Annotated in this window: 22 protein-coding genes; 10 read left to right on the forward strand and 12 right to left on the reverse strand. The window is 72.1% G+C overall.

From position 1 onward, the window contains the following. Positions 1–12: 12 nt before the first annotated feature. Positions 13–1,677, reverse strand: coding sequence for an acyl-CoA dehydrogenase family protein (locus ACIF83_RS04070; RefSeq protein WP_398140050.1), 1,665 nt, complete (start codon positions 1,675–1,677; stop codon positions 13–15). Between the two features lie 71 nt (positions 1,678–1,748). Here ACIF83_RS04070 and ACIF83_RS04075 point away from each other — a divergent pair, with 71 nt between their 5' ends. Continuing rightward, positions 1,749–2,507 (forward strand): PaaX family transcriptional regulator C-terminal domain-containing protein, encoded by a 759-nt coding sequence (locus ACIF83_RS04075; protein ID WP_399723295.1) that lies wholly within the window; start codon positions 1,749–1,751, stop codon positions 2,505–2,507. Between the two features lie 104 nt (positions 2,508–2,611). Next, positions 2,612–3,046, forward strand: a complete 435-nt coding sequence (locus ACIF83_RS04080) for a hypothetical protein (protein WP_399723297.1) — start codon at positions 2,612–2,614, stop codon at positions 3,044–3,046. A gap of 100 nt (positions 3,047–3,146) precedes the next feature. Here the strand turns inward: ACIF83_RS04080 and ACIF83_RS04085 are convergent, their stop codons facing one another. The 8 genes from ACIF83_RS04085 to ACIF83_RS04120 all read right to left on the reverse strand — a co-directional run bounded on the left by ACIF83_RS04085 (position 3,147) and on the right by ACIF83_RS04120 (position 10,884). Beyond that, a complete protein-coding gene (locus ACIF83_RS04085; RefSeq protein WP_393478535.1) occupies positions 3,147–3,365 on the reverse strand; it encodes a hypothetical protein in 219 nt (72 codons plus the stop codon). Between the two features lie 279 nt (positions 3,366–3,644). Next, on the reverse strand, positions 3,645–5,006 hold the full coding sequence (locus ACIF83_RS04090) for a nucleobase:cation symporter-2 family protein (RefSeq protein ID WP_399723299.1): 1,362 nt from the start codon (positions 5,004–5,006) through the stop codon (positions 3,645–3,647). A gap of 135 nt (positions 5,007–5,141) precedes the next feature. After that, positions 5,142–6,482, reverse strand: coding sequence for an FAD-dependent oxidoreductase (locus tag ACIF83_RS04095; protein WP_399723301.1), 1,341 nt, complete (start codon positions 6,480–6,482; stop codon positions 5,142–5,144). Positions 6,483–6,764: 282 nt separating this feature from the next. Next, a complete protein-coding gene (locus ACIF83_RS04100) occupies positions 6,765–7,430 on the reverse strand; it encodes a TetR/AcrR family transcriptional regulator (RefSeq protein WP_393478541.1) in 666 nt (221 codons plus the stop codon). 160 nt (positions 7,431–7,590) lie between these two features. Continuing rightward, positions 7,591–8,280 (reverse strand): HAD family hydrolase, encoded by a 690-nt coding sequence (locus tag ACIF83_RS04105; protein WP_393478544.1) that lies wholly within the window; start codon positions 8,278–8,280, stop codon positions 7,591–7,593. Between the two features lie 10 nt (positions 8,281–8,290). Next, positions 8,291–8,980, reverse strand: a complete 690-nt coding sequence (locus ACIF83_RS04110) for a phosphatase PAP2 family protein (protein ID WP_398140057.1) — start codon at positions 8,978–8,980, stop codon at positions 8,291–8,293. Positions 8,981–9,288: 308 nt separating this feature from the next. Beyond that, complete coding sequence (locus ACIF83_RS04115; RefSeq protein WP_399723304.1) at positions 9,289–10,224, reverse strand: M56 family metallopeptidase; 936 nt, start codon at positions 10,222–10,224, stop codon at positions 9,289–9,291. A 99-nt stretch (positions 10,225–10,323) separates the two neighbouring features. Next, positions 10,324–10,884: a DUF5134 domain-containing protein gene (locus tag ACIF83_RS04120; protein WP_393478551.1), complete on the reverse strand. Its 561-nt coding sequence runs from the start codon at positions 10,882–10,884 to the stop codon at positions 10,324–10,326. Between the two features lie 176 nt (positions 10,885–11,060). Here ACIF83_RS04120 and ACIF83_RS04125 point away from each other — a divergent pair, with 176 nt between their 5' ends. Beyond that, entirely contained in the window at positions 11,061–12,725 is a 1,665-nt protein-coding gene (locus tag ACIF83_RS04125; RefSeq protein ID WP_399723306.1) for an FUSC family protein, read from the forward strand. Further along, the gene (locus tag ACIF83_RS04130; protein ID WP_398140060.1) at positions 12,722–13,381 is read left to right on the forward strand and encodes a MarR family winged helix-turn-helix transcriptional regulator; all 660 of its coding nucleotides are present in this window, start codon (positions 12,722–12,724) and stop codon (positions 13,379–13,381) included. Before ACIF83_RS04125 ends, ACIF83_RS04130 begins: the two co-directional genes overlap by 4 nt. Before the next feature lie 78 nt (positions 13,382–13,459). On the opposite strand, the gene ACIF83_RS04135 is transcribed toward ACIF83_RS04130, so the two are convergent. Next, entirely contained in the window at positions 13,460–14,224 is a 765-nt protein-coding gene (locus ACIF83_RS04135; protein WP_399723308.1) for a VOC family protein, read from the reverse strand. Positions 14,225–14,401: 177 nt separating this feature from the next. Here ACIF83_RS04135 and ACIF83_RS04140 point away from each other — a divergent pair, with 177 nt between their 5' ends. Next, entirely contained in the window at positions 14,402–15,259 is an 858-nt protein-coding gene (locus tag ACIF83_RS04140) for a class I SAM-dependent methyltransferase (protein WP_399723310.1), read from the forward strand. Between the two features lie 792 nt (positions 15,260–16,051). Here the strand turns inward: ACIF83_RS04140 and ACIF83_RS04145 are convergent. Continuing rightward, entirely contained in the window at positions 16,052–16,441 is a 390-nt protein-coding gene (locus ACIF83_RS04145) for a VOC family protein (RefSeq protein ID WP_393478560.1), read from the reverse strand. Positions 16,442–16,512: 71 nt separating this feature from the next. On the opposite strand from ACIF83_RS04145, the gene ACIF83_RS04150 reads away from it, so the two are divergent. After that, positions 16,513–17,052, forward strand: coding sequence for a GNAT family N-acetyltransferase (locus ACIF83_RS04150; RefSeq protein WP_393478562.1), 540 nt, complete (start codon positions 16,513–16,515; stop codon positions 17,050–17,052). A 27-nt stretch (positions 17,053–17,079) separates the two neighbouring features. Here the strand turns inward: ACIF83_RS04150 and ACIF83_RS04155 are convergent, their stop codons facing one another. Beyond that, positions 17,080–17,763 (reverse strand): glycerophosphodiester phosphodiesterase, encoded by a 684-nt coding sequence (locus ACIF83_RS04155; protein WP_398140063.1) that lies wholly within the window; start codon positions 17,761–17,763, stop codon positions 17,080–17,082. Between the two features lie 406 nt (positions 17,764–18,169). Here ACIF83_RS04155 and ACIF83_RS04160 point away from each other — a divergent pair, with 406 nt between their 5' ends. The 4 genes from ACIF83_RS04160 to ACIF83_RS04175 all read left to right on the forward strand — a co-directional run bounded on the left by ACIF83_RS04160 (position 18,170) and on the right by ACIF83_RS04175 (position 22,094). Next, positions 18,170–19,567, forward strand: coding sequence for a DUF6421 family protein (locus tag ACIF83_RS04160; RefSeq protein ID WP_398140064.1), 1,398 nt, complete (start codon positions 18,170–18,172; stop codon positions 19,565–19,567). A 38-nt stretch (positions 19,568–19,605) separates the two neighbouring features. Next, positions 19,606–20,355: an SDR family NAD(P)-dependent oxidoreductase gene (locus ACIF83_RS04165; protein WP_393478569.1), complete on the forward strand. Its 750-nt coding sequence runs from the start codon at positions 19,606–19,608 to the stop codon at positions 20,353–20,355. Further along, positions 20,352–21,422, forward strand: coding sequence for a threonine aldolase family protein (locus ACIF83_RS04170; protein WP_399723314.1), 1,071 nt, complete (start codon positions 20,352–20,354; stop codon positions 21,420–21,422). Before ACIF83_RS04165 ends, ACIF83_RS04170 begins: the two co-directional genes overlap by 4 nt. A 78-nt stretch (positions 21,423–21,500) precedes the next feature. Continuing rightward, positions 21,501–22,094, forward strand: coding sequence for a transglutaminase domain-containing protein (locus ACIF83_RS04175; RefSeq protein WP_393478575.1), 594 nt, complete (start codon positions 21,501–21,503; stop codon positions 22,092–22,094). Positions 22,095–22,104 lie beyond the last annotated feature (10 nt).

A 22,104-nucleotide genomic window follows, 5' to 3' on the forward strand; every position in this document is an offset into this window, starting at 1 on the left:
CCGGGGCCCGGATCAGTCGCGGCCGGGAAGGGCCCGCTCCAGGATCGTGTCCAGGTCGGTCGCGGCGGGCAGCGTGCCGAACGCGTGCCCCCAGTCGCCGCCCAGCCGGCTCGCGCAGAAGGCGTCCGCGACCGCGTGCGGGGCATGCCGGACCAGCAGCGATGCCTGAAGGGCCAGGGCCATCCGCTCGACCAGCCGACGCGCGCCCACCTGGTCGGTTTCGGCCAACTGCTCCTTGAGCCCGACCACGGCCGCGTCCAGCCGGGCGTCCGCCCCGCGCGCGAGGGCGAGCTCGGCGAACAGGGCCTCGGCCGTGTCCTGTTCCCGACCCAGGGCGCGCAGCACGTCGAGCGCGTTGACGTTCCCCGAGCCCTCCCAGATCGACAGCAGGGGAGCCTCCCGGTAGTGGCGGGGCATGCCCGACTCCTCGACGTACCCGTTGCCGCCCAGGCACTCCAGAGCCTCAGCGGTGAACGCCGGGCCCCGCTTGGTGACCCAGTACTTGCCGACGGCGGTGGCGATCCGGCGGAACGCGCGCTCGCCGGCGTCCCCGCGCACCGCCCGGTCCGCCGCACCGGCGAGCCGCAGGGTGAGCGTCGTCGCCGCCTCCGACTCCAGCGCCAGGTCGGCCAGGACGTTGCGCATCAGCGGCTGGTCGAACAGCCGGGCGCCGAACGCGCTGCGGTGGCGCGCGTGGTGGCCCGCCTCGACGAGCGTCTTGCGCATCAGGGTCGCCGAGGACATCACGCAGTCCAGGCGGGTGCAGTTGACCATCTCGATGATGGTCTTCACACCACGGCCCTCGGGTCCGACCAGCCAGGCCACCGTGCGGTCGAACTCCGGCTCGGAGGAGGCGTTGGACCGGTTGCCGAGCTTGTCCTTCAGCCGCTGGATGCGGAAGGTGTTGCGGCTGCCGTCCGGCAGGATCCGGGGCACCAGGAAGCAGGACAGGCCGCCCGGCGCCTGCGCCAGCACCAGGAACACGTCGCACATCGGCGCCGATGTGAACCACTTGTGGCCCCGCAGCGTGTAGACACCCGGCTCACCGGTGGGCGTGGCCGTGGTGGTGTTCGTGCGGACGTCCGAGCCGCCCTGCTTCTCGGTCATGCCCATCCCGGCGAGCAGCCCGGGCTTCTCGGTGGGGACGCGCAGCTCCGGGTCGTACGCGCGGCTGGTCAGCAGCGGTTCGTAGACCTTGGCCAGCTCCGGCTGGGCGCGCAGCGCGGGGACGGCGGCGTACGTCATCGACGTCGGACAGCCGTGCCCGGCCTCCGTGTGCCCCCACACCAGTCCGCCCGCCGTGCGGGCCACATGGGCACCGGGTCGGTCGTCCGCCCACGGCGCGCCGGCCAGGCCCTCGGCGACCGCGGTCCGCATCAGGTGATGCCAGCTGGGGTGGAACTCGACCTCGTCGATCCGGTGGCCGTAGCGGTCGTGGGTGCGCAGTTCCGGCTCGTGCCGGTTCGCCTGCTCGCCCCACTCCTGGGCCTCCGCGCCGCCGGCCTGCTGGCCCAGCCGCCGGACGCCGTCCTCGGCCCACTCGGCACCCTCCCGGCGCAGACCCTCCAGCAGGGCCCGGTCGTCGGAGGCGTCGTAGGGGGCCAGGGGCGGGGCCTGGTTGGTGACGTCGTGGGTGGCGTACTGCTGCGGCGGCGACTGCGCGGGTGTCGAGTCCATACCGCCATGTTGCACTCTTCGTGCGACTGTAGCAATGATGCAACAAGGAGGCGCACGTACAGTACGTGCCCATGCGCATGAACGTGTCGGCGGAGGCGGGGGAGGCCGCCGGTCTGCGGCCGCTGTCCGCCAGGTCGGTGGTGCTGAGCCTGCTGCTGGGCGCGCATCCGCCCGAGCTGCCGGTGAAGGACCTGGTCCGGCTGGTGGAGCCCTTCGGTGTCGGCGGCTCGACGCTGCGGGCCGCGCTGAGCCGGATGGTGGCCGCCGGGGACCTGCGCCGCACGGACGCGGTGTACGGGCTGAGCGACCGGCTGCTGGCCCGCCAGCGCCGCCAGGACGAGGCGCTGCATCCCCGCACGCGCGCGTGGGACGGCGACTGGGAGATGGTGGTGATCACGGCCACCGGCCGCGGCCCCGCCGAACGGGCCGACCTGCGCACCCGGCTGGCCGCCCTGCGCCTGGCCGAACTCCGCGAGGGCGTGTGGCTGCGTCCGGCCAACCTCGCCCGGCCCCTGCCCGACGACCTCGCGAGGGTGTCCGACTCCTACACCGCCCACCCCGACGGCTCCCCGCACGACCTGGTCGCCCGTCTGTGGCCGCTCGACGCCTGGGCCGCCACGGCGCGCACCCTGCTCGCCCACGCAGCCGGCGCCCACCACCCGGCCGATCGCCTCACCGCCTTCGCCGCGGCCGTACGCCACCTGCTCACCGACCCCGTCCTCCCGTCCGCACTCCTGCCGCCGGACTGGCCGGGGGAGGCCCTGCGCACGTCCTACGCGGGTTACGAGGGGGAACTGGCCGCGTCGGTGGGGCTGCGCGGGGACAGCTGAGGACCTTCCCCGTCCCTCGGGGACGTGCTTGTCCTGCAAGCGCTGTCCCGGCGGGCGACACCTCCCTCGCGCGATCAACTCCAGCCCGACGTAATCGGACCGGCATGCCCCAGCTGACCGAGCCCGCGAACCTGCCGCCCGCGCCCTTCACCGGCGACAGGGCGGTGCTGGCCGACACCACCCTGCGGCAGGCCGTCCGCGTCACCACCGGCGGCCACCGCATCCGGCTGCGGTTCTCCCACGTCCACGGCGACACTCCGCTGCCGCTGACCGCAGTGACCGTGGCGCTGCCGAGCGACGGGCAGGCCGGGGTCTGCGCGATCGAGCCGGGCAGCCTGCGGCGGGTGGCCTTCGCCGGGCGGGACGCGGCGACCGTACCGGTAGGTGCCCAACTGGTCTCGGACCCGCTCGACTTCGACGTGCGCGCCGGATCCGACCTGACCGTGACGGCATGCGCGGCTCTGGACCCCCCGGGCGCCCTCGACCCGCTGCCCGATCGAAGAACTGGTCCTGATCGACTTCGACCGGGCGGTACGTGACCCGGCACAGCCGAGCCGGCTGCTGCCCGACCTCCAGGTCGGGGACTGGCTGCACCTGAACCCCGGGGGGGAAGGGGGTGCGGCGTGCTGGCCGGGCCGGTCAGGACGGGGTGCGCCGGCTCTCGGGGTCCGCCGCGGCCGCACCGGTCCCGTCCGGTCCGACCGCATCGCCGCGCCGAATGGTCCTGGCCTCGCGCACGACCCGGCGCCAGGAGCGGATGAGATCCGGGATCTGGTCGAGGAGTCCCTTCAGGACGTAGACCAACACCGACGCGACGCTCGCCGTACCCAGGATCGCCAGGACGATCTGTGACTCCATGCTCGGGCCCTCCGGAGAATGGCGGATGGCCGAACCGAGCGCGAGCCGCTTGCAGGATGGCAGGTGTCTCAGGTCGACCACCCCGAATGACGGTGATCAACTGAGGCCCTGCCGACGTGCAGGCCGCGTGTGAAGTTGTCGCGATTGACGGACCGCCGAACACCTCGGCGGCCACGCCCGAAAGGGACGCCGGACCCATTCCCGTCGCGGCCGGCGAAGCCGACCGTGCAGGGCGAGTGTAGCCCTACGCCTTCTGAAGAGATGCCAAGTCGGCGATTTTCAGGCAGCGTTCTCGTCGCCGACTCCGGCACCCGCCGCCACCGCTCCGACCGAACCAGCCTTCACAGGAAGGTGGTTGAACAGCAGGTTCAAGACGATCGCCGTCAGGCAGCCCGCGCTGATACCGCTGTTCATCACCGTCTGGAACCAGTCGGGGAACTTCGCGTACACCGTGGGCACGCCCACCGGCAGCATGCCGACCGCCACCGAAACGGCGACCACCGTCAGGTTGTTGTTGCCCTTGAAGTCGACCCGGGCCAGCGTCCTGAGCCCGCTCGCCGCGACCGTCCCGAACATCACCAGACCGGCCCCGCCGAGCACCGGCGCGGGGATCGCCGCGACCACCGCGCCCAGCTTGGGCAGCAGACCGAGCAGGACGAGGATGCCGCCGGCCGCCGCGACCACCCAGCGGCTGCGCACCCGGGTCATCCCGACCAGGCCCACGTTCTGGGCGTACGCCGTGTACGGGAAGGTGTTGAACACCCCGCCGAGGACGGTCGACAGGCCGTCCGCGCGCAGACCGTCCGCCAGCGAGCGCGAGTCGACCCGGCGGCCGGTCATCTCGCCGACCGCGATCAGGTCACCGGTCGTCTCGGTCATCGTCACCAGGGCCACCACCAGCATGGACACGATCGCGGACGCCTTGAACGTCGGCGTCCCGAAGTGGAACGGCGTGCTGATCCCCACCCAGTCCGCGTCCCCGACCCCGCCGAAGTCGGTGAACCCGAACGGCACGGCGACCGCCAGGCCCACCGCGATGCCGATCAGCACGGCGATCCGGCTGAGGGAGGCCGGTGCGAACCGCTGCACACCGAGTACGACCGCCAGCACGAAGGCCGCCAGTGCCAGGTTCTTCGGCTCCCCGAAGTCCTTCGCGCCGACACCGCCGGCGGCCCAGTTGCCCGCGACCGGCAGCAGAGAGACCCCGATGATCAGGATCACCGTGCCGGTGACCAGCGGCGGGAAGAAGCGCAGCAGCCGGCCGAAGACCGGCGCGAGCAGCACGATCGCGAGCCCCGCGACGATCACCGAGCCGTAGATCGCGGGCAGTCCGCCGCCCGTCGTACCGATGAGCACCATCGGCGACACGGCCGCGAACGTGCAGCCCTGCATGATCGGCAGCCGGACCCCGAACCGCCAGAACCCGACGCACTGGATCAGCGTGGCGACGCCGCACACCAGCAGATCGGCGGTGATCAGATACGCCAGGTCGGCGGGCGACAGCTTCATCGCGCCGCCCACGATCAGCGGCACCGCTACGGCGCCCGCGTACATCGCGAGCACATGCTGCAGTCCGAAGGCCGCGAGCCGGCGTACCGGTGGTATCTCGTCGACGGGGTGCACATCTGCGGTCGTGGCCATGGGGACTCCAGAGCGGCGGGTGGGGAGTGACATCCGAACAGCACGAGACCGTAAGGTCCTTGAACAGTTTGTTGATTTCGATCGCGTTGCCGGTGTGTGTCATGCCCACCCGGGAGCCGCCGACTCCGGCCGGGCCTAGGCCGACCGGGCGGCCCCCAGCAGCGCGTCCCAGTCGGCCAGCTTGACCACACCCCGACCGAGCCGCGCGCCGAGCGCGGCCTCGGCGCGCTCGATCGCCTGCCACCCCGCCCACGACACCGGTTCGACACCCGCCGTCCGCAGCGCTTCGAGCGGGTCCTCCGGCACTTCCCGGCGTACGAGCACGGGCGCGTCCGCGAGCAGGGAGGTCGCGGTCTCCTTGGCGCACGGCCGGTTGGTGCCGATGACACCGGTGGGGCCGCGCTTGATCCAGCCGGCGACGTACTCGCCGGGGGAGACGGCGCCGTCGCGCAGGACGCGGCCCTCCGCGTGCGGCACGGTGCCGCTCGCCGCATCGAACGGCAGTCCCTCCAGCGGCACTCCGCGATAGCCGACCGAGCGCAGCACCAACTGGGCCGCCACGTCCTCGTACTGTCCCGTGCCCGTGATGCCGCCGCGTCCGTCCGGCGCCGTCCGTTCGAAGCGCACGGCGCCCACCCGGCCGCCGTCCGCGAGCAGTTCCACGGGCCGCAGGAAGAACCGCATCCTTATCCGGCGAGCCGCCTGCCGGGCCGGCGCCGCCGCCCAGCCGCGCATCGCCTCCACGTTGCGACGCTGCACCGCGGGCAGTGCGGCGGAGTCGACGTATCCGGCGTCCATCTCCAACTCGGCAGGATCCAGGCTCACTTCGGTGTCCGGCAGCGCGCCCAGCTCGCGCAGCTCCTTGGTGGTGAAGCGGGCCTGTGAGGGGCCGCGCCGGCCGACCATGTGGACCTCGGTGACCCCGCTCGCCGTCAGCGTGTCCAGCGCCGCCTGCGGCATGTCCGTCGGACGCAGTTCACCGGCGCCCCGCACCAGCATCCGCGTCACGTCCACGGCCACGTTGCCCACGCCGATGACCACCGCGGACCGGACCCCGCGCACGAACCCCGCGTCGGTCGCATCCGGGTGCGCGCTGTACCAGGACACGAACTCGGTCGCCGACCAGCTGCCCGGCAACTCCTCGCCGGGGATCCCGAGGTGGCGGTCGGCGGCGGCGCCCACGCAGTACACGACCGCGTGGTACAGCGTCCGCAGCCGTGCCGCGGACAGCCCGCCGGGTCCGGCCACCCGGACCCCGCCGAGGAAGCGCACCCGGTCGTGCTCCAGCACCGTGCGCAGGTTGCCCTGCAGGGACTTGATCTTCTCGTGGTCCGGGGCGACGCCGTAGCGCACCAGCCCGTAGGGGCACGGCAGCCGGTCCAGTACGTCCACGCGCACCTCGGGATCCAGCTGGACCAGGGTCTGGGCGGTGTAGCACCCGCTCGGCCCGGATCCGACGACGGCGACACGCAGCACGGCGGTACTCCCTGCCCGAAGGAGAAAGGTGTGCGGACGGCTCCAGCATGGCACCGCCGGACGCGCAACGGCAGAGGCCGGCAGGGTGACCCGACGCGTGAACCTTCTTATGGATGCGTGATGATGTGATTACTTTCCGTATGTGTCAGCGGCATCCCTTCTTGATCTTTCCGATCGTCCCGCGGAGGACGGCGCGGCGTCCGTGTGGCCCGCGTGGGGGTGCGGGGGCGTGACGCAAGGCGCTGAAAAGGGCAGTTCGCCGACGGCCGGGCCGGGGATCCGCTACTCGGCCCGCTCCTCGGTCGCGAAGAAACGCGACAGGTCCTGCGTCCGACCCGCCCCGGTGTCCGGCTCGCTCCCCGGCGGCACGCCCAGCTCCCAGTCGAGCCCGTACCGCTGGAACAGCTCGGCCCGCAGCGCCGGCACGGGCATCGGCACCCCCGGCACCAGTGCCGCGTACACCGCCCCCATCAGCAGGGCCCGCAGCAGGGGGTAGTCGGCCGTCACGTCCTGGGAGCCGTACCGGGCGACCGTGTCGCCCAGCAGCTCCGACAGGCGTCGCTGCTCCGGGCACTGCACGAAGCCCTCGGCCTGGAGCAGCCCCGCCATGTGCTGCCGCATGAGCACCGGCCGGTCGCGGGCGAGGCCCAGGATCGCGTCGATGGCCCGGGCCAGCCGCTCCCGGCCGTCGTCGGTGCGCGGCTCCCGCTCCAGCGCCTCCTCCAGCGTGCGATGCATCAGCCGGTGCACGGCGGACTGCACCAACTGGCGTTTGCCGGGGAAGTAGTACGACACCAGTCCGCGCGCCGAACCCGCCCGGTCCGCGATGTCGGCCAGCGTGGTGGCCTCGAACCCGTGCTCGTCGACCAGTTCGACGGCGGCCTGGAGCAGCCGCTCCCTGGAACGGCGGCGCAACTCTTCATTGACCGAGGCGCTGCGCGGGGACATCCTGTAACTCCTGCGTTGACTGGCTGCCAGCCAACTATACTCAACGCAGAGGCACCGCCGTGCGCGGCGCCTGCTCAAAGCTGCCGTCCGTCTGGGGCGACGCGGGGGATCGTCTCAGACGGACGGTGCGCGTCCGACCGAGACGCCGAGCGGGTCCGGGTCAGCCCACCAGGTCCAGCACCGCGAGCAGCGCGTCGGGCCGCCGCGTCACCGGCAGATGGTCCACGAAGTGCACACGGCAGCCCAGCGCGGCGGCGCCGCCGTCCGCCACCCTGCTGTCGCCGACCATCAGCACCTGCCGCGGATCGACGTCCAGTGCCGCGCAGGCGGCCGAGAAGAGCCGCGGGTCCGGCTTCTGCACACCGTGCTCGTACGACAGCACGTACGCGTCCACGTACGCGTCCAGACCGTGCTCACGGAAGACCGGGCGCAGGTCCCAGCCGATGTTGCTCACCACGCCGACGCCGATCCCGCGCTCGCGCAGCCCGCGCAGCACCTCGGCGGTGTCCGGGTACGGCGACCAGGCGGCGGGGGACATGTGCCGCTCGTACAGCGCGTCGTGCAGGTCCGGAGCGGGCAGCGGCACGCGCCGTGACAGTCCGGTGTAGGCGGCCCGGTGCAGCTCGGCGCTCTCGTCCCGCACCGCCCACAGACCGGCGAGGTCCGCCGGCACCTCGACGGGGTCCGCTCCGCCCGGCAGCGCACCGGCCGCCTCCAAGGCCTTGGCGGTGTCGGCGAGTTCGGGCTCGGACAGAGTCGGGCCGGTCTCCTCCAGCACGGCCCGCAGCCAGGACTCGGTGGACTCGACGCGGAACAGGGTTCCCGAGAAATCGAAGAGCACGGCAGCCATGCGCCGGACTCTACCCGTGCGATGGCCGCGCGACCCGTGACCGCTCGTACACCACCACGGCCACCGCCACCACCAGCCCCCCGAACAACCAGCCGCCCACGACGTCCGAAGGCCAGTGAACGCCCAGCCACACCCGGGTCAGACCCACGCCGACCACCGAGACGACGGCCACGGACACGGCCGTACGCCACTGGACGCGCCCCGCGCCGTGGCGGTGCAGCAGCCAGAGCAGGAGCCCGCAGACCACGGCGGCCGTCATGGCGTGCCCGGAGGGAAACGCCGCGTAGTGCGCGCTGTCGACGGGATCCGGCCAGATCGGGCGGGGTCGGTCGACGGCGGCCTTCACCGACTGCTGCACGACCGTGGCCAGGGCGACGGTGACCGTCAGCCACAGCGCCGTCCACCAGGCCGCACGGCGCCACACCAGCTGGACGACGGCGGCCGCGCACACCAGGCGCATGGTCAGCGGGCCCCAGACCCAGTCCGTCAGGATGCGGAAGGCACGCGTGAGACCGTGCTCGCGGACCGCCCAGCGGTGCGTGGTGCGGGAGACGTCGCCGTCCAGGCCGAGCAGCGGATGCCACCGGGTCGCGACGAGCGTCAGCAGCAGCGCGCAACAGCCGGCGAGCACGGCGGCCACCACGGCCGCGGTGCGGTGCGCCGGGGGACGGGATGAAGAGCCTGCGGTCTGGTGACGCATGCGGCGATCTTCGTCGACGGGACGGGCCGAGGCCAGCCCCACCGTACAGGCGTCGCATGCTCGACCGAGGGCGACCGACCCGGGCGGTGGGCAGGCCGCCACGGTGCTCGCAGGCGCGGATCGCCCGGCGTCCTGCCCGCTCGGTCCCCGCAGGGCCGGCCCGTGTTCGCAGTCGGGGCAGTGGCCGGAGTCGGCCTGCGCGAGTGGTCGGTCCGCTGCGCGGCACAGCGGGACGCGCCACTGCTCGGGGACGGGTCAGGTCCCGGACCGCGAAGAGGGTCGCACCCCGTTGCTCCGCGCCCGCCCGTCTACCCCAAGGCCCGAAGACCCGGAACCAGCGCCACCAGGACCGGGATCGCCGGCACCAGCGCGGCCACCGCCGTCAGGCGCAGGCGGTGCAGGGCCGGGAGGCGGTCCGGGGGAGTCAGGAGGCGGTGCACGCGCTGCGGGACGTGTGCGTGCGGGGTGGGGGAGGGCCCGAACACGCCTCGGTCCTCGTTGAGTTCGACCAGCGCCAGCGCGGTCGTCAGCCGGCCGAAGCGCCGTGAGGCCGTGTCGTCGGCGGCCAGCTCGATCAGCCGGTGCATCTCGTCGCGGAAGGCGGCGAACACCGGCACCTGCGGGAAGCCGCCCGCCAGCGCGGCCGAGCAGTGCAGCAGCCAGTCGTGCCGGGCCCGGTCGTGGCCCTGCTCATGGGCGAGCAGGGCGTCGAGTTGACGCCCTTTCAGTCTGCGCAGGGCGGCCGTCGTGACCACGAGTCGGGGTGCCGTACCCGGCAGCCACCATGCGTCGGGGCGCTCGCCCTCCAGCACCACCAGGCGGTCACTCGTCGGCTCCTCCCCCGGCAACAGCGGTGCCCGCACGAGGAGTTCGGACCGCCGCAGGTGCCGTCGCGCCCGCGCCCGTGCGACCTCGCGCACCAGCATCGCGAGGCTCCGGAGTCCGCCGCAGGCGAGCGTCACCGCGATGGCCGCCGCCCACGGCCCGGCGGTACCGAGTGCGTACGCGTCCGCCACCGCGCGCGGGGCCGTACCGAAGACATGCCCACGCACCGCCGCCCAGGCCGCCGCCGCACTGAGCGTCATCGACAGCGCACAGCACAGCAGTACGGCTGCCACCACGCACTGCCACACCCAGAGGGCGACCACCGGCTCACGGTCCCGCCAGTCGGCCCGGGCGAGCAGGCGCGGGGCGACGACGGCGGTCACGGCGCCGAGCAGCAGCAGTGCCACGGGGACCATCATGGGCAGCACCCTATGAGCGCGGACCCGCTCACGGGTACGGTCCCTTGTGCCGAAGTGACGCAGGCAACGTTTGCGTTTCCTCCCCGGGGGACCGGCGGTTCACATCGTCAGCAGCATGGTGACCATCCCGATCCCCATCGACAGCCGGCACGCCCGCGCCAGCTCCGGACGGTCGCCCCAGCGCAAGGCCCTCGTCCCGCCCGCCGTCGCGGCGGCGGGCACCAGGCGGGCGCCGGACAGCAGCACATAGCCGGTGAAGTAGACCAGGAGCGCACCCGTCACCAGGGGCACCCCGGCGCCGATGTGCGGGTGGTGGTGGGAGGCGGGTGCGGCGGGGGAGGCCGCCATGACGAGGGACATGTAGACCATCGCCGCCGTCCCCACCAGATGGTGCAGATGGTGCGGGCCGCTGCGCGCGGCCCACAGGGCGCGCAGCGCCGACGCCCCGAACACGGCCGCGTACAGCGGCCACGCCCAGCCCGGCGGGGTGAACACCGCGGCGGGCACGGCCATCGCGGCCATGCCGAACCCCATGAGCGCCTCGCCGCCCGCCGAGCGGCGCTGCTCCTCGACAGCGCTGCGCATCCGCAGCAGGCAGTACGCCCCGGTCGCCGCGCACAGCGCGACCAGCAGCCAGGCGGCCGATACCGGTCCGTGCACGCGCCCACCTCCACGCTCGACGGTCGGTCGAGGAATGCGATGCCCACGGCACGCGGGGCGTATACGAGCGCAAGGGTGTACACGGGGAGCATTCGCCGGAGCACAGCAGGTGAGGACGGTCACCGATGCCGTCAGGCGATATCTTTTACCAGTAAAACACATGCTAAATTGATGGTATGAGCAGTACGACCCGCCACCGTCTTCCCCTCGCCGGCGTGCTCCGCCTGGGGCGTCCTTCCGACATCTGGTTCAAGCCCGCGCTGAGCGCGGTCGCCGCGGTCGCTCCGCCCAATCTGACCCTGCTGGCGCTCGGCCGCCTCGACCTCGCCATGTACACCATGGCGGGCTCCCTGTGCGCGCTCTACGGCCACAACCGACCCTACGCCGCCCGGGCCCGAGCCCTGGCCTGGGTGGTGCTCGGCATGGTCGGCGGCCTCGCCGTCGCCCTGCTCGCCGCGTCTGTCACCACCGATGCCGTCGTGCTCGTCACCGTCGGCGCCCTCATGGCGGCCGCGCAGAAGGCGGTGTGCGACGCCACCCGTATCGGTCCGCCCGGCAACGTGGTCCTCACCTTCATCAGCTCCGCCTCCCTGTTCGCGCCGCAGAGCCTCGGCCAGGTCCCCGGCCATGTCGGGCTGGCGCTCGCCGCCGGTGCCTGGGCCTGGCTGGTCGGCATGGCACCCGGGCTGCTGCGCCCGCACGGCCCCGAGCGCCGCGCCACCGCCCAGGCCCTGGATGCGGCCGCCGCGTACGCCGCCACGCGCGGTACGGCCGAGGGCCACGCCCGGGCCCGCGCCGCGAGCGCCGCCGCCATCCACGCGGCCTGGCAGTCCCTGCTCGCCGCAGGCGCCCGCCCCGACCCCGCCCGGCGCGCCCTCGAACGGCTCCTGATCCGCGCCGAGGTCGCCCTGGCCGCCCCCGCCGACACCGACCCCGAACGGCTGCGCGCCTGGGCCCGAGACCTGCGCGGAACGGGCCCGGTCTCCGGGATCGGGTCCCCCCACGACCCGACCGGTGCACTGCTCGGCGTGGACACCGAGCTCGCCCACCCGCGCAGCCCGTTGCGGCACCGGCTCGCCCCGCTCGTGCCCATCGCCGCCCGCACCGCGCTCGGTTGCGCCCTCGCCGGATACGCCTCCCTCGCCCTCGGCGTCGGGCGCCCCTACTGGGCTCTGGTCACCGCGGCCTCCCTCTACCAGGCCAACGTCACCCTCACCTGGAGCCGGGGCATCCAGCGCGTCGTCGGCAACCTCGTCGGCGTCCTCGTCTTCGCCGCGGTCACTCCGCTCGCCCATCTGCACCCTGCGGCCCTGGTGCTGCTCTGCCTCGCCTTCAACTTCGGCGCCGAGGCGCTGATCAGCCACAACTACTGGCTCGGCAGCGTGTGCGTCACACCGATGGCCCTGCTCATCACCGAGTTCGCCCGCAGCCAGGACCCCGGACGGCTCATGACCGAGCGGATCGCGGACACCCTCGTCGGCGCGCTGGTGGGCTTCGTCGCGGCCGTGGCCGTCACCAACCGGCGCGCCGGCGACCGCATCGAGCACGCGCTGACCACGGTCGAACGTGCCCGTGAGCACGCCACCCGCCTGCTCGCCGAGCCGCACCCGGCACCCCGCGCCGTGAAGACCGCGGGCCGCACCCTCGCCGCCGCGCTGGTCGACCTGCGCGCCACGGCCGACGCCGCCTCCGGCGAGTGGTGGCAGCGCGCCCTGCCCACGGAGCGGGTCGTGCTCGCCGAACAGTCCGGACACCGTACGCTCGCCGCGACGGCACGACACCGGGGGAGCGCACCCCTGGACCACGACACGGGCAGGACAACGGAGGACGTACGGCCATGACGCCGACGAACGGACGACCGCCGGCCGGGGACGCAGCGGGCGGGGGACAGGCGGGGGCCGGGGGCGGCACGGTCGAGGAGAGGCCGACGATCGTGGATTCCCCGGCCGACGGGCAGCCGGGGAACGAGAGCGAGGCCGGACCCGGCCCGGCGCAGCGGGACACCGTCGCCGCGGTCGTCCGGCAGTGGCGGGCCGTGCACCCCGGCCTGGACACCGGGCCCATGGAGGTCATCGGCCGCATCAACCGCTGTGCCGCCCTCCTCCAGCAGGCAGAGGACGCCCCATTGCGCCGGGCCGGACTCAGCCGCCCGGAGTTCGACCTGCTCGGCGCGCTGCGCCGCACCGGTCACGAGCTGACCCCGGGGGAGCTTGCCCGGGAGACCTTCTCCTCCGGTGCCGCCGTTACCAAGCGGCTCAAGCACCTGACCGAACGCGGCCTGGTCGAGCGGCGCGGCGACACCCGCGACCGCCGAGTCGCCCACCTCCGCCTCACCGACACCGGCCGCGACCTGGTCGACGGCATTCTCCCCGAACAACTCTCGTACGAGACCGCCGTACTGTCCGTCCTCACCCCGGAGGGCCAGGGCGAACTGGCCGCACTCCTCGCCGACCTGCTCAGCGGCCTGGAGGGGCGGATGGGGCCGTTGCGGGCGTGAGCGGATGTTCTACGCAGTGCCGGCCTTCGACCCGTACGGCCCCTGGCCGGCACGTCGGCCTCGAGGCCGAGCCGCCGCTCAGCCCTCCTCGCCTGCCTTGTACACGCCGAACGCCGCTCCCTGTGGGTCCCGCAGCACCGCGATGCGGGGGCCGTCGGGGACCGATGTGGGTGGCATGACGACGGCGCCGTTCGCCTGCTCGGCGACCTGGGCCGTCGCGTCCACGTCGTCCACCGCGAAGTACGGCAGCCAGTGCGGCGGTACCTCGGGCGGGAACCGGTCGCCCATGTCGGCCATCCCGCCGAAGTCCTCCCCGTCGATGCCCCACTGCGTGTACCACTCCGAGGCGTTGACGCTCCAGCCGAACACCGTGGTGTAGAAGTCCCGGGCCCGGTCGGTGTCCCGGGTCGCCAGTTCCACCCAGCCGAGCGTGCCTGGCGAGTTGAACAGACCGGCGCCCGGGAAGGCCCGCGCCTGCCAGAGTTGGAACGCCGCGCCCGTCGGGTCGAGGGCCACCGCGAACCGGCCCACGTCGAAGACGTCCATCGGGCCGACGATCACCGTTCCACCGGCCTCCTCCACACGCCGTGCCGCGTCGTCGGCGTCCGTCACCGCGAACGACACGTTCCAGGCGACCGGTTGGGACTCCTGGTACAGCGGGGTGAGCGCGGCGACCGCCGCGTCTCCCAGGTGCGCCACCGTGTACCCGCCCGCCTCCGGCCGCGGATCCGTCTCCGGCCGCCAGCCGAACAGCTCCGTGTAGAACCCCTTGGCCCTCTCCAGGTCACTGGTCCCCAACTCGGTCCAGCAGGGGCCGCCGATCACCGGCTTGTCGAACTTCATGACAGCTCCTTCCGGTCGCCCCGGCCCGCTGTGTGAGAACAGACCGAGGAGGGCTCCCCTTCGCACGCTAGCCGCGGCCTCGGGCACCGGCCATCCGGAGCCGGCTTCCCCTTCCCCGGCGCCGGCAGACGCGGAAATCGGTTGTCCGGTCCCGGCACGAGACGGGAGGCTGCGGGGATGGAGACGGATCACGCAGCGGGAGCCGGTGCTCCCGCACTCGCCGAGGAGATCGCGGAGTACTACGAGCGGGACGGGGAGGACGGCCGGCTGCGCTCGGGCGCCGGACGCCTGGAGTTCTGGCGCACCCAGGACGTCCTGCGCCGCCTCCTGCCGCCCGCTCCGGCCAGGGTCCTGGACGTGGGAGGCGGCAGTGGTGTCCACGCGCAGTGGCTCGCCGCCGACGGCTACGCGGTGGAACTCGTGGACCCGGTGCCCCTGCACGTCGGGCACGCGGCCCGCCTGCCCGGCGTGACCGCGCGCGTCGGCGACGCGCGTGCCCTGGCGGTGCCGGACGCGTCCGTGGACGTGGTGCTGCTCCTCGGCCCCCTCTACCACCTGCCCGAGCGGGAGGACCGGGTCCGGGCGCTCGCCGAGGCCCACCGGGTGGTGCGGCCCGGAGGCCTCGTGGTGGCCGCCACGATCAACCGGTACGCGGCCCTGCACGACAACCTGAGCACGGGGCTGTACTTCGACGCCGAGCACCGGCCGCAGATCGACGCGGCGGTCGGCGACGGCCGGATGCGACCGACCGGCGGGCCGAAGTCCCTGTTCACGACCGCCTACTTCCACGAGCCCACCGCCGTCCCGGCCGAGTTCTCGGACGCCGGCCTGACACCACACGGGTACGGCCTGGAGGGCGCCGCCTGGCTGATGGGCGACGTCTCCGACTGGCTCGACGACCCCGCCCGCCGCGACCTGGTCCTGCGCGCACTGCGGCGGACCGAGGCGGAGCCGTCGCTGCTCGGCATCAGCGGCCACCTGCTCACGGCGGGCAGCAGGGCCCAGGAGAGGCGTCCGGATCAGCTCGCCCGCTGATCCGGACGCCTCCCTGATCCCCGGCCGGTACCGCAAATTGCCGTGGGCGACAGTTGAATTAGGGTGGGTCAGCAGTTCGATCTTTTGATCGGCGGTGCGGTTGGGCGTGTTCTCCGTCCCGACCGGTCAGCGTCTCCACAGGAACGCAGCAGCGCCGGTCACTGCGCTGGACAGGAGCGCTACGACCCGCACGGGAACCCGATCAGAAGTGACGCGGAAGCCGCCGATGCGAAGTTCGAAGTAGGGCCTGATACGCGTCGTCTGTGGCATCTGTGTACCTCCCCGCCTGAGGGGCTGGTGATGCAGAAGCCCTGCATTCTCCGATTCTGCGCCCTGATGGGTCCGTTACCCGGTGTGCGACACAGCCCCGCCGCGGAGGAGATTTCCTGTGACGGAGCTGCACGACGTTGCGTCCTGCTTCGGCAGCTTCACCATGAACGGGGCCTCCCCTGTCCCGGTTGCCGGTGGCCGCTGTCTGACGAGACGCGGATTTCAGTGGAGCTTCTGACGGCAGCGATCACCGTGAAATCGAGCTGTGCGCCTGCGTCTTCGAGGAAATGGCGTCGCTTGCGCTCTTTGTGTGCGGGGCCCTGCAGCGCCGGATCGAGCGGGCACAAGTGTGGAGAGCCAGGACGTCGACCAAGTCGACGCGGCGGAGGCGTGGCCGGGGCCGAGGACCCGCCCGACGGCACCCGCAACTCCTGCAGCGGGAAGAGGGCGTCCACGAAGCCCCGCTCGCCTCTGCGTCCCCCACGCCCCCGGTGAGCGGGGCTTCGTCATGTCCGCAGATCGTCAGATGCCTGGGCGGTAGCGCATGGGGTGATCTTCGGGTACCTCGACGATGACAATTTCGAGTCCGTCCGGGTCGGCGATCCACATCTCGACCAGGCCCCACGGCTCCTTCACCGGCGGCCGTACGATCTCGACACCCTTGCCCACCAGCTCCTCGTGCGCGCCGGTCGCGTCCTCGACCTGCAGCCACAGCCGGACCGCCGGCGGCGGGGCCGGCGAGCGGCCGGAGACCTCCAGGAAGCCGCCGCCGAGGAAGTAGACGGTCCCGCGCTCCGGACCCGTGCCGAACTCCCGGTAGACGGCCAGGCCCAACTGCTCGCCGTAGAAGGCGCGGGAGCGCTCGGGGTCGCTGGGGCGCAGCAGGGTCCGGCTGCTCAGTACGTGCACCATGCATCCGGACTCTAGTGGCAGAGTTACCCTCATCCCTGGCTCAGCCGCGCCCGAGATCGGAGACAGCCCCCATGGACACCATCGCCACCGGACCGACGTTCCGAGACGCCACCGACGCCGATGTCGACGCGCTTGTCGCGCTGATCGAGTCGGCGTACCGGGGCGACTCCAGCCGGGCCGGGTGGACCACCGAGGCGGACATCCTGGAGGGGCAGCGGACCGACCCGGAGGGCGTGCTCGACGTCATCAAGTCGCCGGACAGCCGGCTCATGACCGTCGAGCAGGACGGCCGGATCGTCGCCTGCTGCCAGCTCGAACACCGTGGCCGGCACGCCTACTTCGGCATGTTCGCGGTCAGCCCCACACTCCAGGGCGCGGGACTCGGCAAGGTCGTCATCGCAGAGGCGGAGCGGCTGGCCCGGCGGACCTGGGGCGTGACCGAGATGCACATGACCGTGATCTCGGTCCGTGACGACCTGATCGCCTGGTACGAGCGCCGCGGCTACCGCCGTACGGGAGAGATGACGCCCTTCCCGTACGGCGACGAGCGCTTCGGCATCCCGCAGCGCGACGACCTGCAGTTCGAGTTGCTGGTCAAGCCGCTGGCCTGACGTTCGTCCGGGAGATCGCGCGCCGGGTCAGGCGGTGAAGCGGCCCGTGCGCTTGATCTCCGGGTAGTCGGTCGTCACCCCGTCCAGCTGGAGCGCGCGGGCGAGCCGCAGGTGATCCTGCGTGTTGACCACCCAGCCGATGATCCTCAGGTCGGCCGCGCGCGCGTGTTCGACGACCTCCAGGGTCAGCCGGCGGACGTTGAGACAGACCGTCCCGGCACCCACCTCGGTGGCGCGCTCCACCACGTCGGTGCCGTAGCGACTCGCGATCAGCGCGGTGCGCACGCCCGGCACCAGCCGGGCGATCTCGGCGACCGCCTCGTCGTGGAACGAGGACACCTCCACCCGGGAGACCAGGTCTCGCCGGTGCATGACCTCGGCGAGTGCCCTGGCCGCCGCCACATCCTTGATCTCCGCCTGCAAGGGCGTCTTCACCGCGTCCAGGACCTCCTCGAAGACCGGCACCTGCTCCCCGCGGCCCGCGTCCAGGGCGCGCAGCTCCGCGAGGGTCTTCTCGGCGATCGGGCCGGTGCCGTCGGTCGTGCGGTCCACCTCCGCGTCGTGCATGACGACCAGGGCGCCGTCCTTGCTCAGATGGAGATCGAGTTCGATCAGGTCGAGGCCGGCCTGCTGCGCGGCGACGAAGGAACGGAGGGTGTTCTCGGGCTCGACACCCATGACCCCGCGGTGACCGATGGTAAGGAAGTTCAAGGTTCAACTCGCTTCCGTCGACGGCGGCTCGGCGCCCGCGGACCCGACGGGACGTCGGTGTCCACGCGGCAAGTCCGCAGCCTAATGGCCTGCTCCCGCGATGAACCCGCACCTGCGCGGCGGATCGGGTCGCGGCGCCTGTGACGCCTGGCTCGGATGCGCCTGCATGGTCACCCGGGGGTGGGCGAGTCCCCGACCGCATTGACCGGCTGGATCTGATTGGTCTGCCCCGCAGCCGTCCACCCCCCGTATTCGTGGCGAAAGTGACCGTTGTCACGGTCACAGACAGGAAAAATGTCGGTGACCATGCGGCTTGGCAGAATAATTTCCCGAGCTGCCTCTTGCTGGGAGAAACGGGGTATGCATACGGTGTCCTTACGCGAGGTTCTCCCGTGGAGGATGGGACATGACGGAAATTCTTGTGCAGGCGGGTACCGAGGGACAGGTTCCTTCGCTGACCAGGGTTGTTGAGCACCCGGCCTGGCCCGAGCTCAAGGATGCCGTGGAGCAGATCCGGCCATGGCAGTCGCAGGACGGATCGATCGACTTCGAGGCCGAGGGCGCCCCGCAGCGAGCCGAGGCCGAGGCGGCCGTGGAGCGTGTCGTCGCGGGGATCCAGCAGCTCTCCTCGCTGGTTCCGCACGACGTCGCCTACCACGAGGCCCTCGTCAAGGACCTGCGTCGCTGGGCCGAGGGCGGCTTCCAGGTGCCGGACTTCCTCGACTCCCTGCTGGAGTTCCAGCCCGCGGCAGGCCGCGCGGACGGTCTGCAGCACCTGGTCGTCTTCCCGATGTACACGCAGAACGGCAACCCGGACCGCAACCTCGAGGCGGTCGTGCTGCGCATGGTGTGGCCGGACTGGCTGGCCGAGCTGGAGCGCACCCGGTACGACAACCCGCTCTTCTGCGGCATCAAGTTCGAGGACTTCACGGCCGGCTACGACACCAACTCGGCCGTCCTCTTCCCGGAGACCATCGCCGTGCGCGAGGCGCCGGAACGATTCTCCTGGGGTGGCATCTTCTGCGACCGCGAGGCCGCCCGCTTCCGCCGGGTCACCGACGCGGCCGTCGACATCCTCGGCCTGGAGCTGCCCGAGGACATCGCCGCGATGGTCCACGACCAGAAGCGCTGCGAGGAGGCCTTCGTGCTGTGGGACATGGTCCACGACCGCACCCACAGCCACGGCGACCTGCCGTTCGACCCGTTCATGATCAAGCAGCGCCAGCCGTTCTGGATGTACGGCCTGGAGGAGCTGCGCTGTGACCTCACCGCCTTCAAGGAGGCCGTGAAGCTCCAGGCGGACGGCGTCCCGCAGGCCCGTGACGTGCAGTACGCGGTGCTCTTCGACCGCATGTTCCGCTTCCCGCTCACCGGTGACCGCGTGCGCAACTACGACGGTGTCGGCGGCCAGCTGCTCTTCGCCTACCTGCACAAGCACGACGTCATCCGCTGGACCGACAACAAGCTCACCATCGACTGGGAGCGCGCCCCGCAGGTCACCAACCAGCTGTGCGCCGAGATCGAGAAGCTGTACCGGGACGGCATCGACCGCCCCAAGCTCGTGCACTGGTTCGCGGGCTACGAGCTGGTCTCCACCTACCTCGCCCCGCACCCCGGCTCCAAGTGGGCCAAGGGCCCTGACGCCCTGGACCTGACCCAGCCGCCGCGCAAGCTCGTGGACGACGTGCTTCCGGACGAGTTTCCGCTGAGCATGTTCTTTGAGGCCCTGTCCAAGAAGCTGAAGAATGTGATCGCCTCCACCAAGGGCATCACGGCGGACGGCGCCGAGCGGCTCGCCGCGTGAGCGGCAGCGTCCAGAACACTGTTCAAGAGGGGAAGAACGTGGGGAACAACGGGTCTCTCAGCGGTGCGGTGATCGCGGTGGCCGGAGCGGGCGGACCCGCCGGTCACGCGGCGCTGGTCCGGCTCGCCGAGGCCGGCGCGGTGGTCGTCGGTGCCGACAACAACCCCGAGCGCCTGGCGGAGTCCGTGGACGCGGCCCGCTACGCGCGCGGCGGTGCCACGGTCACCGGCGAGACGGTCGACCTGCTCAACCTGCAGTCGACCCGTGAGTGGGCGGCGCGCATCGAGAAGGACCACGGCCGCATCGACGGCCTGGTCCACCTGGTCGGCGGCTGGCGCGGCAGCGCGACTTTCGCCGAGTCCGACCTGGCCGACTGGGATCTGCTGGAGAAGCTGCTCGTCCGCACCGTCCAGCACACCTCCCTGGCCTTCTTCGACGGCCTGCAGCGCAGCGACCGCGGCCGGTACGTGCTGATCAGTGCCGCCGGCGCGTCGAAGCCCACCGCGGGCAACGCCGCGTACTCCGCGGCCAAGGCCGCCGCCGAGGCCTGGACGCTCGCCATGGCCGACGGCTTCCGCAAGGCCGGGGGTGAGGAGGGTCCGCGCTCGGCGGCTGCCATCCTGGTGGTGAAGGCGCTGGTGCACGACGCGATGCGCGCCGAACGCCCCAACGCGAAGTTCGCGGGCTTCACGGACGTCACGGACCTGGCCGAGGCCATCGAGGGCGTCTGGAGCAAGTCCGCCGCCGAAGTGAACGGAAACCGTCTGTGGCTGACCGAGAAGCCGTGAACCCTCCCAAGACCGACGCGCGTCGCCACCACGACCCGCAGGTCCGCGGTTTCGCCAGTGACAACTACGCCGGGGCGCATCCGGAGGTGATGGCCGCCCTGGCCCTGGCCAACGGCGGCCACCAGGTGGCGTACGGCGAGGACGACTACACCGAGAACCTCCAGCGGATCATCCGCAGCCACTTCGGGGCCGGCGCGGAGGCCTTCCCGGTCTTCAACGGCACCGGCGCGAACGTCGTCGCGCTCCAGGCGGTCACCGACCGCTGGGGCGCGGTGATCTGCGCCGAGAGCGCACACATCAACGTCGACGAGGGCGGCGCCCCCGAGCGCATGGGCGGCCTGAAGCTGCTCACCGTGCCCACGCCCGACGGGAAGCTCACGCCCGAGCTGATCGACCGGCAGGCCTGGGGCTGGGAGGACGAGCACCGCGCGATGCCGCAGGTCGTCTCGATCACCCAGAGCACGGAGCTGGGCACGCTCTACACGCCCGAGGAGATCCGGGCGATCTGCGAGCACGCCCACGCGCACGGCATGAAGGTGCACCTGGACGGCTCGCGGATAGCCAACGCGGCCGCGTCCCTGAACGTGCCCATGCGGACGTTCACCAACGCGGTCGGCGTCGACATCCTCTCGCTCGGCGGGACGAAGAACGGCGCCCTGTTCGGCGAGGCGGTCGTGGTCCTCAATCAGGACGCCGTCGGTCGCATGAAGCACCTGCGCAAGATGTCCATGCAGCTCGCCTCCAAGATGCGCTTCGTGTCGGTGCAGCTGGAGGCGCTGCTCGCCAAGGACCTGTGGCTGCGCAACGCCCGGCACGCCAACGAGATGGCCCAGCGACTGGCCGAGGGCGTGCGCGCGGTGCACGGGGTGGAGATCCTCTACCCGGTGCAGGCGAACGGCGTCTTCGCCAAGCTCCCGCACGACGTGAGCGAGCGGCTGCAGAAGCGGTTCCGGTTCTACTTCTGGGACGAGGCCGCGGGTGTCGTGCGTTGGATGTGCTCCTTCGACACCACGGAGGAGGACGTCGACACGTTCGTGGCGGCGCTCAAGGAGGAGATGGCGCGCTAGCCCCCGAATATGCATAGGTATGCGGTCACTTGAAAAGTCATTGACTGTCGGGTGATCGCATTCCTATGCTCTGCGGCCATGGAGCTGATCCAGAACACCGCCGATTTGTCCTCTTACCTGGCCGCCGACGAGGTCATCGACCATCACCATCCCGTGGTGCGGGAGACGGCCGCCCGGTTGGCCGAGGGGGTCGCGGACTCGTATGCCTATGCGCGCGCCGCCTACGAGTTCGTCCGCGACACCATCCCGCACTCCGCCGACGCCGACGACTCGCGCGTCACCTGGCGTGCCTCGGACGTACTGGAGCAGCGCACGGGCATCTGCTATGCCAAGGCGCACGCCCTGGCGGCCCTGCTGCGGGCCGAGGACATCCCCACCGCCCTGTGCTACCAGCGGCTCATGCACGACGACGGCAGCGGTCACGCCGTGCACGGCCTGGTCGCCGTACGTTTCCGCGGGGCCTGGCACCGGCAGGACCCGCGAGGCAACAAGCCGGGCGTGGACGCCCAGTTCTCCCTGGGCGGCGAGCGGCTGGCCTGGATCCCCGATCCGGCGTCCAATGAGGTGGACTACCCAGCCTTGTATGCTGAACCGCACCCGGCCGTCCTCAGTGCGTTGAAAGCAGCCCCGGACCGGTCGGCCCTGTGGAAGACGCTCCCCAGCACTCTCTGAGGCGAGGCAG

Source organism: Streptomyces sp. NPDC085866 (assembly GCF_044541035.1).
Lineage (GTDB): Bacteria > Actinomycetota > Actinomycetes > Streptomycetales > Streptomycetaceae > Streptomyces.

What these genes read in the sequence shown, in the direction of transcription:
- ACIF83_RS04070 (WP_398140050.1), bottom strand. Translation starts at nt 1,677, where the DNA reads ATGGACTCGACACCCGCGCAGTCGCCGCCGCAGCAGTACGCCACCCAC.
- ACIF83_RS04075 (WP_399723295.1), top strand. Translation starts at nt 1,749, where the DNA reads ATGCGCATGAACGTGTCGGCGGAGGCGGGGGAGGCCGCCGGTCTGCGG.
- ACIF83_RS04080 (WP_399723297.1), top strand. Translation starts at nt 2,612, where the DNA reads ATGCCCCAGCTGACCGAGCCCGCGAACCTGCCGCCCGCGCCCTTCACC.
- ACIF83_RS04085 (WP_393478535.1), bottom strand. Translation starts at nt 3,365, where the DNA reads ATGGAGTCACAGATCGTCCTGGCGATCCTGGGTACGGCGAGCGTCGCG.
- ACIF83_RS04090 (WP_399723299.1), bottom strand. Translation starts at nt 5,006, where the DNA reads ATGGCCACGACCGCAGATGTGCACCCCGTCGACGAGATACCACCGGTA.
- ACIF83_RS04100 (WP_393478541.1), bottom strand. Translation starts at nt 7,430, where the DNA reads ATGTCCCCGCGCAGCGCCTCGGTCAATGAAGAGTTGCGCCGCCGTTCC.
- ACIF83_RS04105 (WP_393478544.1), bottom strand. Translation starts at nt 8,280, where the DNA reads ATGGCTGCCGTGCTCTTCGATTTCTCGGGAACCCTGTTCCGCGTCGAG.
- ACIF83_RS04110 (WP_398140057.1), bottom strand. Translation starts at nt 8,980, where the DNA reads ATGCGTCACCAGACCGCAGGCTCTTCATCCCGTCCCCCGGCGCACCGC.
- ACIF83_RS04115 (WP_399723304.1), bottom strand. Translation starts at nt 10,224, where the DNA reads ATGATGGTCCCCGTGGCACTGCTGCTGCTCGGCGCCGTGACCGCCGTC.
- ACIF83_RS04125 (WP_399723306.1), top strand. Translation starts at nt 11,061, where the DNA reads ATGAGCAGTACGACCCGCCACCGTCTTCCCCTCGCCGGCGTGCTCCGC.
- ACIF83_RS04130 (WP_398140060.1), top strand. Translation starts at nt 12,722, where the DNA reads ATGACGCCGACGAACGGACGACCGCCGGCCGGGGACGCAGCGGGCGGG.
- ACIF83_RS04135 (WP_399723308.1), bottom strand. Translation starts at nt 14,224, where the DNA reads ATGAAGTTCGACAAGCCGGTGATCGGCGGCCCCTGCTGGACCGAGTTG.
- ACIF83_RS04140 (WP_399723310.1), top strand. Translation starts at nt 14,402, where the DNA reads ATGGAGACGGATCACGCAGCGGGAGCCGGTGCTCCCGCACTCGCCGAG.
- ACIF83_RS04145 (WP_393478560.1), bottom strand. Translation starts at nt 16,441, where the DNA reads ATGGTGCACGTACTGAGCAGCCGGACCCTGCTGCGCCCCAGCGACCCC.
- ACIF83_RS04150 (WP_393478562.1), top strand. Translation starts at nt 16,513, where the DNA reads ATGGACACCATCGCCACCGGACCGACGTTCCGAGACGCCACCGACGCC.
- ACIF83_RS04160 (WP_398140064.1), top strand. Translation starts at nt 18,170, where the DNA reads ATGACGGAAATTCTTGTGCAGGCGGGTACCGAGGGACAGGTTCCTTCG.
- ACIF83_RS04175 (WP_393478575.1), top strand. Translation starts at nt 21,501, where the DNA reads ATGGAGCTGATCCAGAACACCGCCGATTTGTCCTCTTACCTGGCCGCC.